This window comes from Pseudomonas sp. Pse35 (assembly GCF_024519715.1).
GTDB classification, from domain to species: Bacteria; Pseudomonadota; Gammaproteobacteria; order Pseudomonadales; family Pseudomonadaceae; genus Aquipseudomonas; species Aquipseudomonas paracarnis.
The window spans coordinates 104,040-113,022 of sequence record NZ_JALJRP010000019.1 but is presented as its reverse complement, the minus strand read 5'-3'; the positions used below and the strand labels follow the sequence as shown (position 1 = coordinate 113,022).

Sequence of the window (8,983 nt, the reverse complement as noted above, 5' to 3'; positions counted from 1 at the left end):
ATGGTAGTGTGGGGTTTCCCCATGTGAGAGTAGGTCATCGTCAAGATTAAATTCCGAAACCCCAATTGCGAAAGCAGTTGGGGTTTTGTTTTGGGCGCTCGAAAAGTGTCCACCTTGTCCCCGTACACCTGTGCGCCCCAACCTCCGACCTGACTGCCCCGACAAATTTGCACAGTTATTTCTGAGCGACACCACTAGAATAGCCACCTAATCATTTTTAGAGTCAGAGCCCTATCTATGCCCGATCCGGTTGATGCCCACGAGGTATCGGATTTACCGCTAGACGATCTGGTGGCATGCCATGAGTGCGACTTGCTGATGCGCAAACCAACGCTCGCCCTCGGCGAAAAAGCCCAATGCCCACGCTGCGGCTACGAGCTATACGCTCACCGTCACAATGTGGTCGAGCGCAGTCTCGCCTTGGTACTGGCAGCCCTGCTGCTGTACGTCCCCGCGAACTTTTTGCCCATCATGCAGCTCAATCTACTCGGGCAGTCTTCGGAGGACACCGTGTGGAGCGGCGTCGTTGGCCTGTTCGATACGGGCATGCAAGGCGTTGCCGCCGTGGTGTTCCTGTGCAGCATGGGCATCCCCTTGCTCAAGCTTCTGTGCCAGTTGGCAGTGCTGCTCAGTATTCGCTGGAACATAGGGCGCAATTACGGGCTGCTGCTATATCGCATCTACCACCACATGAAGGACTGGGGGATGTTGGAGGTCTACTTGATGGGTGTGCTGGTGGCGATCGTAAAGCTCGCCGACATGGCCTCCATCACAATTGGCCTGGGTCTGGTCTGCTTCGTGAGTCTATTAATGGTTCAAGTTCTGCTTGAGGTGGTGATGTCGCCCCATCAGATCTGGCAAGCGCTGTCAGGAGAGGATGACCATGCGGGCGATTGATGCAGGTATTCTGATTTGTACAGAATGCCATGAGTTGAACAAGCAGGAAGCGGATAGCGAGGAGCAACTCTGCACCCGTTGTGGCGCGTTGATCCATGCCCGTCGCCCCAATAGCCTTACACGTACCTGGGCGCTGTTGATCACCGCGGCGATCCTGTATATCCCCGCTAACCTGTTACCCATCATGACGGTCAGCTCCCTCGGCCAAGGCGACCCCAGCACCATCATGTCGGGTGTCATCCAGCTGGTGCAGCACGGGATGTTTCCTATCGCTGCCGTGGTGTTCATCGCCAGTATCCTGGTACCGACCTTCAAGTTGGTCGGCATTGGCCTGCTGCTGTTCTCGGTGCAGCGTCACCAACCGCTGTCCGCGCAACAACGCATTGTGATGTATCGCTTTATCGAGTTCATTGGGCGTTGGTCCATGCTGGATATCTTCGTGATCGCCATCCTGGTGGCGCTCGTTAACTTTGGGCGGCTAGCCAGTATCGAGGCCAACCTCGGCGCTGCGGCGTTCGCCAGTGTGGTGATCTTGACGATGTTTGCCGCAGTAACTTTCGATCCCCGACTGATTTGGGATAACACGGAGTCGGACGACGACCATGAGTGATTTGCCTAAAGCTAAAACCCGCCCAGCCTCTAACTGGTCGGCCATTTGGGTGCTGCCCCTGATTGCCCTGATCATCGGTGGCTGGCTGGGGTGGCGTGCCTATTCCCAGCAAGGTATCGAGATTCAAGTTCGCTTTGAAAGCGGCGAAGGTATTCAGGTCAACAAGACCGAAGTGGTCTACAAAGGCATGACCGTGGGCAAGGTCAAAACCCTGGCCCTGGATGACGAAGGCAGCAATCGCGGGGTGATCGCCACCATCGAGATGAACAAGGACGTGGAGCAGTACCTCAAGACCAACACCCGCTTCTGGTTGGTCAAGCCCAGCGTCAGCCTTGCCGGTATCACCGGCCTGGAAACCCTGGTTTCAGGTAACTACATCGCCGCCAGCCCCGGTGATGGCGAGCCCACGCGCAAGTTCAAGGCGCTCTCCGAAGAGCCGCCGTTATCCGACGCCAAGCCCGGCTTGCACCTGACCCTCAAGGCCGATCGCCTGGGCTCGTTGAACCGTGGCAGTCCGGTGTTCTACAAGCAGATTCAGGTCGGTCAGGTCAAAAGCTATCTGCTGTCTGAAGACCAGAGCACCGTCGAGGTCAAGGTCTATATCGAGCCGACCTATGCCAACCTGGTGCGCAAACACACGCGTTTCTGGAATGCCAGCGGCATCAGTATCGACGCCAACCTTTCCGGCTTGAAAGTGCGCAGCGAATCCCTCTCCAGCATTGTCGCCGGAGGTATCGCCTTCGCCACTCCTGAAAACCGCAAAGACAGCCCGCCCACCGACCCGAGTCTGCCTTTCCGCCTATACGAAGATTTCGACGCCGCCGCAGCGGGCATCAAGGTCAAGGTCAAACTCACCGACTTTGAAGGCCTGCAGGCCGGGCGTACGCCGGTCATGTACAAAGGCATCCAGGTCGGCAGCCTGAAAACCCTGAAGATCGACCCGGACCTGTCCAGCGCCAGTGCCGAGCTGACCCTCGATCCATTGGCTGAAGACTACCTGGTCGAAGACACGCAATTCTGGGTGGTCAAACCGTCCATCTCCCTGGCGGGCATCACCGGCCTGGAGGCCTTGGTCAAGGGCAACTACATCGCGATTCGCCCAGGCGACAAAGGCACCCCGCCACAACGCGAATACGTAGCCCGCGCCAAGGCGCCACCTTTGGACCTGCGTTCCCCGGGCCTGCACATGGTGTTGCTCACCGACAGCCTGGGCTCGTTGGATGTCGGCAGCCCGATTCTGTACAAACAGGTCAAAGTCGGTTCGGTGCAGAGTTACCAGTTTTCACGCAAGAAAAAACAACTAGTGATCGGCGTTCATATCGAGAAGGAATACGAAAGCCTGGTCAACGGCTCGACGCGCTTCTGGAATGCCAGCGGCGTCACCCTTACGGGCGGGCTCACCGGCGGTATCCAGGTCAAAAGCGAATCCCTGGCCAGCCTGATGGCGGGCGGTATCGCCTTCGAAACGCCGGAACCGAACGTGCCATTGAAACATCGCATCCCGCGCTTTCGCCTGTATGCCGACCGTGATGCCGCCAACCAGCACGGCACTCTGGTGACCATCAAAGTCGACCGCGCCGACGGCCTGAGCGCCGGCACACCGGTGCGCTTCAAGGGGCTGGATGTGGGCAAGATCGAAAGTGTCGACCTCAGTGCCGACATGCAGTCGGTGCTGCTCAAGGCGCGTATCACTCAGGTTGCGGACCGCATTGCGCGTACGGGCAGCCAGTTCTGGGTGGTCAAGCCGGAACTGGGGCTGATGAAGACGGCTAACCTGGAGACCCTGGTCACTGGCCAATACATCGAGGTGCAACCGGCCGCGAAAAACGCCGGCCCGCAGAAGAGCTTTGTCGCCCTGACCCAGCCGCCTGAAACCGTGCATCAGGAAGCTGGCCTGAGCCTCACACTCAGCGCCGCCCGCCGTGGTTCGTTGAAGGAAGGGGTGCCGGTCACCTACCGTGAAGTGACGGTCGGCAAAGTCACCGGCTATGAGCTGGGCCAGACCGCCGACCGTGTGTTGGTGCACATCCTGATCGAGCCCAAGTACGCACCTCTGGTACGCAGTGGCAGCCGCTTCTGGAACACCAGCGGCTTTGGCCTCGACTTCGGCTTGTTCAAGGGCGCGACCGTGCGTACCGAGTCCCTTGAAACGCTGGTGGCCGGCGGCATCGCCTTTGCCACCCCGGATGGCGAGCGCATGGGTAACCCGGCACGGCCGCAGCAGACGTTCCCGTTGTTCGACAAGTTTGAGGATGAATGGCTGACCTGGGCGCCTAAGATTCCACTCGGTAAATAAACCGAGGCGCGGCTATCGCGGGCAAGCCCGGCTCCCACAGGGATATGCATTTTCAGCAAGTATGCATTCCAACTGTGGGAGCCGGGCTTGCCCGCGATGAGGCCCACAAACACACCGCAAATCCCAAGCCGAAAAAAAGGCCGCGATCCCAAAAGATCGCGGCCTTTTTGCCTTTCAGTACAGCCCGTCAGACTTCATCCAGCTCCGGCTCGTCCGCCTGCACATTCATCGTCGCCTTCACCACATCATGGCGACGGATGTACTTCCAGTCCGCCTCATCAATGTAGATCCCGTTCGGCCCGCTGCCGCCTTCCAGGTCGATAGCCACCTGGGCAGAGACCTGCGGCTTTACACTCGCCAGGATCGGCACGAAGCCCAGCTGCAAGCTGGTTTCCAGCAAGGCGGCCTGGTTCTTCTCATCGATGTCCGCCGCCTCATCGAGGTAGTACGGCAAGCGCACACGGCCGGCCTGGTCGCGGTCCATCAAGTGCAGCAACAGGTACATGTTGGTCAGCGCCTTGATGGTCATGGTGGTGCCATTGGACGCAGCGCCGTCGATGTCGGTATGGATCACCGGCTGGCCGTTGACCTTGGTGATCTCGAACGCCAATTCGAACAAGTCCTTGAGGCCCAACTGGTTATGGTTGGCGGCTACCAGGCGAGCCAGGTATTCCTTGGCTTCTTCGTTCTTGTTGTCCTGTTCGGCGCTCTGGCTGAGGTCGAACACCGAGAGGGTCTCGCCTTCTTCATACTGACCGGCACTGTGGATGATCTGGTCGATATGCTTGAGGGCTTCCTTGTTCGGCGCCAGCACAATGCGAAAGCTCTGCAGGTTGGACACCTGGCGTTTGTTGATCTCGCGGTTGAACAACGCCAACTGGTGTTCAAGGCTGTCGTAGTCGCTACGGATATTGCGCAGGGTACGCGCGATATCGGTCACCGCGGCACGGCGTGCCTTGCCCAGTGTCAACGCCTCATCGGTGCGATGCGCGTAAGCGTTGATCAGCAGCTGCAGGCGACGCTCCATGTCATCCTCGCTGTCGAACTTGGCCACGCCCTTGAGACGTACCTGGGCGTACAGCGCTTCGATCTGGCCATCGGCGCGCAGCAAACCCTGCCAGCTGTCCTGATAGTCATTGAGCAGCGGCAGCAGGTTGTCCATGGAGTCGTCGACCGGGTCCATGAACGGCGTGCCGAACGGCAGGTCCGCCGGCAACAGCTGACGACGGCGCAACGCGTCATCCAGCGTGCGTTGCTTGGCTTCCATATCGCCGATCTGACGGCCGACCAGTTGCAGCTTGGCCGACAGTTGCTGGACGCGCTCGGTAAAGGCATCGCTGGAACGCTTCAACTCGTCCTGGGCCGCTTCCATCTGCGCCAGGTTTTCCAGCTTCTCGCCTTCTTCGGCGCTCAGGGTCTGGGTGCGGCGGAAGTCTTCCAGGGCCTTTTGGGCATCCAGTACCTGCTGGTACAGCGCTTCGGTCTGGGTCTTGCTTGCGGCGCGGTCGGACGCCACGGCCTGCTGGGTTTTCAGTTGCTTGAGCTCTTTTTCCAGGCGCTCTTTCTGGTCACGCAACGCGGCGCGATCCGCCAGGGCTTGCAGTGCCGGCGGCTCGATGTGCGAGATGTCGATGGACAGCCCCGGCACCTCAAAGCGCTCGCCCTTGAAGCCATCGAGAATCTGCTCCAGGGATTTGACCCACTGGCCGTCCTCGTCCAGCGTGATGCCATGTTCGCCCAGCGGCAAGCTGAACAGCGAGCTGTTGAACAGGCGCATCAGGCGCTCGACATCCTGCTGCGAAAATTCTTCGCGCAGCTTGGCGTAGCTGTTGTTGTCCGCGTGATCGAGTTGCTGCTTGACCGACTTCAAGCGCTTTTCCAGGTCGCGCAGGCGTTCTTCCAAGTCCTCGGCGCTGAACTGCCGCGACTGCGCCAAGGCGCCCGCCAGTTCATCGTGGGCATCCTTGGCGGCGAGCAATTGCTGCTCCAGCATCTTGACGTCATCCACCAGGGCAAAGCGGTGCTTGAGCACGGACAACTCGCCCAACCAACGCTGGATGCCACTGATTTCCCGCTCCAGGCGCATCAGCTCCTGTGTGCCGCCGCGCTGGTCGTTTTGCAGCGCGTCCTGCTCGTTGCGGTAGTGTTCGGCCTGGATGGTCAGCTCTTCCTTGCGCGCACTGGCGTAGTCCGACCAGGTGCCCAGCAACGAATCCAGCAGCGGCGACAGGCGATGCAGTTTGCCGCGCAGGGCGTCGCGCTGTTTCACGCCATTGGCCAGGGCTTCAACCAAGGGGCCGGCAGCCACCAGCGAGTTGTAGTCCTGCTCCATGCGTCGCACATCACGGAAGGCTTCTTCACAGGCCGCGATGTAGTCGACACTGCCCGAACGCAGGCTGTGTTCGAAGGCATCAAGGAACAGTTGCTTGAGCTTGGCCGCGGTGATTTCGCGCATGTGCAGCAGGTTGATAAACAGCGCGCGGAACGTCTTCAGGCTCTGCTCGCTGGTGGAGCGCAGCGGAATCAGCGTCAGGTCCAGCGGGACCGACGTATGCCCGCCCACCAGCAAGCGCCGCAGTTCATCGGGCTTGAGCTCGTAGGCTTTCAGGCCCTCGCGCTCAAGGTTGGTGAACAGCTCTTTCTGACGCAGGCAGGTGTCGTTTTTCTGGTAGTGGGTAAGGTCCAGCTTGCCGGCGTAGGCAAAGAACTGGTGACCAAAGCCGCCGCCCGGGCCGCGGCCGACCACGCCGATAACGTGCGGGCCGTGGGGCAGAGAGACTTCTACCAGGATGTAGCTGGTGTCGGTGGCAAAGTAGAAACGCCGCGATTGTTCCAGGGTGTACTTGCCGAAGCTCATGTCCGACATGCGTGCCAGGATCGGGAATTGCAAGGCGTTGATCGAGGCGGATTTACCCAGGTTGTTGGCGCCGTACACCGACAGCGGTTCTTCCAGCGGGAACAAGCCCAGGCTGTAACCGGCGGTGTTCAATAGGGCGAAGCGGCGGATGCCGTAGCGTTCCTTACTCATGCGTCGGTCTCCTGTTCTTCGGCAATGGCACGGGCCAGGGCATCTTCTTCGCTTTCTTCGGTGAAGGCGCTCAGATCCAGCGGGTCATCGGTCTTCAGCAGTTTCTCGTCGCTGTCTTCGTCGAATATCACCGGTGCCGGCAGCGGCAGTACGCTGTGTACGCTGGCGGCAAGGTCGCGGTCCTGCTGCACCGACAGGCACACATCCAGGAAGCGGTGCATCGGCGGCAGGAAGCGGTAGATACCGTTGTCTTCGCTGGCAAAACCCAGTTGGGTCATGCGGCGCATGATTTTTTCTTCGAGCTCTTCCTGGGTCTGTACCTCGGCCTGGATAAACAGGTCACGGTATTTCTCCAGCAACGAAGGCAATTCATCGCGGCCCAGGCTGCCGCCGTCGAGCACAGCAATCGGGTCGCGACCCTGGTCGGCCAGGTGTTCGACGATGATGAAGGTGAACAGGGCCAGGCGCTGGGCGGTTTTGTTCACCTGCGCGGCAGCCACGGCAGTGTCCGGCACGAAGTAATAGAAGCCGCGGGTATCGCACACCAGCTCAAAGCCCAGGGCCTTGAACAGCGTGCGGTACTGGTCCTGGAAGTTCGACAATTGCGCGTACAGCTCCGGGTCGCGACGGCTGACGTGGTAACCCTTGAACAGCTCGCGAAAGATCGGCGCCAGCTGGGACAGTTCGGATAGATCAAGATGCATAAGGCGTGCTCGCAGAATTCTCGGTGGCATCGACGCCGGCCGGGAGCAGGGCGAAGGAGCGCAGGCTGACCTGGTGCTCGTGGGTGTGGTAATCGCGACGTTCCAGGCGCTCGCGCTTGAAGCGTTTTTCCCGGGACAGGCGCGAGAACCAGTACAGCAATTCATCGGTGGCGCCGTCCGGTTCCTGCTCCAGCAGCCAGGTCATCAGGTCGGGCATCGGCAGCGCGTCTTCGCAGCGTTCGAGCATTTCCTTGACCGTACGCGGTGCGCGCTGGGCTTCGCCTTTGTGGGACTTGTGCGCCTTGGGGAAACGCGCCGGCTTGGGTTCGAAATTGGCCAGGGCATACACATAGGCCTCGACCTGGCTCGCACTGCCCAAAAAGGTGCTTTGCGGCCGGGTGAACATCGGCATCGCCGCTTGCGGCACCGCGTCCAGGCCTTTGCGGCGAATCGCCGACAGGGCCAGCGCCGCACCGCGAGTCACGGCGTTATGCCGGCGTGCTTCTTCACGCAGCGGCAGCAGCAACTCCCGCGCATGGCGCAAGGTCAGCTGGGCGCTGGTTTGCATCTCGAGGATGCGCGCATGGGTGCGCAGCAGCATGTCGTCATCTACCAGGTGGCCAAGACGCTGTTGCTCGGTGAGCATGCGCAGCAGCACGTTTTCCACCTTGCGTACGCCTTGCTCGAAGGCGCCGTCGGCGTTCACCAGTTGGATCATCGGCTCGACGTATTCGTCCCAGGTCGCCAATACCTCGGCGTAACGCTGGCGCAACGGGATCTGGCGGTCGCTGGTCTTGGCGCGGTCGGCCACGGCGGCGAGGGCCTGTTCGTCGTTGGCGAGTTTTTTGAGCACATCGCGCACGCGCATATCCAGCAGGCGCAGTTGCCGGGCCAGGTCGTGGCCGTCACGGATGTCGAAGGCGTCCTGGATGTAACCGGCCAGACGCTCCAGGTGGCGCAGGTAGGCTTCGATTTCCAGGCACAGGCCAAGCCGGTGCTCCTTGCGAAGATAGGCGAGGAAGTCGTGGATCTGCGCGTTGAGCTCGAAACGGTTCGGGCTCTTGGCGACAGGTACCAGGATATCCAGGCGAATCCACACGTCCAGTAGGCTGGTGATGTCCTGGGGCGTGCTGTCCAGTTGTTGGGCGGCCAACTGTGCGCGCAGCTCGGCCAGGCTCAGGGTGCCTTGGTCGAAGTGTTCGCACAGAGGCTCAAGTAAGGCCCAGTGTTCGGCGAGGGCGCGCAGGACGCGCTTGGGTTCGATCATGGGAATGGCCGGCTGGTTGGCGATTAAAAGTCGCGATTGTACTGCATCAGGCGCGGGATTTATCCACAGCCGGTCAGTGCGCAGTGGGCGATTGTTGCCGAACAGCGGTAGAATCCCCGCTCTTTACTTATCCACAAGTGGCCGAGCTGTGCTTATCGAGTCCCGACGTCGCGCTTACTTG

The 8,983-nt window shown here is 60.3% G+C and carries 6 protein-coding genes; 3 read left to right on the top strand and 3 right to left on the bottom strand.

Annotated elements, in window-relative coordinates; translation table 11 throughout:
* The first annotated feature begins 237 nt into the window (after nucleotides 1–237).
* From OC445_RS17235 to OC445_RS17225, 3 genes are read left to right on the top strand one after another with little or no spacing between them, the layout of a single operon-like run.
* Complete coding sequence (locus OC445_RS17235) at nucleotides 238–897, top strand: paraquat-inducible protein A (protein WP_034128130.1); 660 nt, start codon at nucleotides 238–240, stop codon at nucleotides 895–897.
* A complete protein-coding gene (locus OC445_RS17230) occupies nucleotides 884–1,507 on the top strand; it encodes a paraquat-inducible protein A (protein WP_054897181.1) in 624 nt (207 codons plus the stop codon). The genes OC445_RS17235 and OC445_RS17230 overlap by 14 nt, the downstream gene beginning before the upstream one ends.
* Nucleotides 1,500–3,803 (top strand): PqiB family protein, encoded by a 2,304-nt coding sequence (locus OC445_RS17225; protein WP_054921763.1) that lies wholly within the window; start codon nucleotides 1,500–1,502, stop codon nucleotides 3,801–3,803. Before OC445_RS17230 ends, OC445_RS17225 begins: the two co-directional genes overlap by 8 nt.
* A 187-nt stretch (nucleotides 3,804–3,990) precedes the next feature.
* On the opposite strand, the gene mksF is transcribed toward OC445_RS17225, so the two are convergent.
* From mksF to mksB, 3 genes are read right to left on the bottom strand one after another with little or no spacing between them, the layout of a single operon-like run.
* Entirely contained in the window at nucleotides 3,991–6,831 is a 2,841-nt protein-coding gene (gene mksF, locus OC445_RS17220) for an Mks condensin complex protein MksF (protein WP_198790998.1), read from the bottom strand.
* Nucleotides 6,828–7,535 (bottom strand): Mks condensin complex protein MksE, encoded by a 708-nt coding sequence (gene mksE, locus OC445_RS17215; RefSeq protein WP_054921767.1) that lies wholly within the window; start codon nucleotides 7,533–7,535, stop codon nucleotides 6,828–6,830. The genes mksF and mksE overlap by 4 nt, the downstream gene beginning before the upstream one ends.
* The gene (mksB, locus tag OC445_RS17210; RefSeq protein WP_032893713.1) at nucleotides 7,525–8,802 is read right to left on the bottom strand and encodes an Mks condensin complex protein MksB; all 1,278 of its coding nucleotides are present in this window, start codon (nucleotides 8,800–8,802) and stop codon (nucleotides 7,525–7,527) included. Before mksB ends, mksE begins: the two co-directional genes overlap by 11 nt.
* Nucleotides 8,803–8,983 lie beyond the last annotated feature (181 nt).

Excerpts from the sequence above, each read along its gene's own strand:
- OC445_RS17235 (WP_034128130.1), top strand. The coding sequence starts at position 238 with ATGCCCGATCCGGTTGATGCCCACGAGGTATCGGATTTACCGCTAGAC.
- OC445_RS17230 (WP_054897181.1), top strand. The coding sequence starts at position 884 with ATGCGGGCGATTGATGCAGGTATTCTGATTTGTACAGAATGCCATGAG.
- OC445_RS17225 (WP_054921763.1), top strand. The coding sequence starts at position 1,500 with ATGAGTGATTTGCCTAAAGCTAAAACCCGCCCAGCCTCTAACTGGTCG.
- mksF (WP_198790998.1), bottom strand. The coding sequence starts at position 6,831 with ATGAGTAAGGAACGCTACGGCATCCGCCGCTTCGCCCTATTGAACACC.
- mksE (WP_054921767.1), bottom strand. The coding sequence starts at position 7,535 with ATGCATCTTGATCTATCCGAACTGTCCCAGCTGGCGCCGATCTTTCGC.
- mksB (WP_032893713.1), bottom strand. The coding sequence starts at position 8,802 with ATGATCGAACCCAAGCGCGTCCTGCGCGCCCTCGCCGAACACTGGGCC.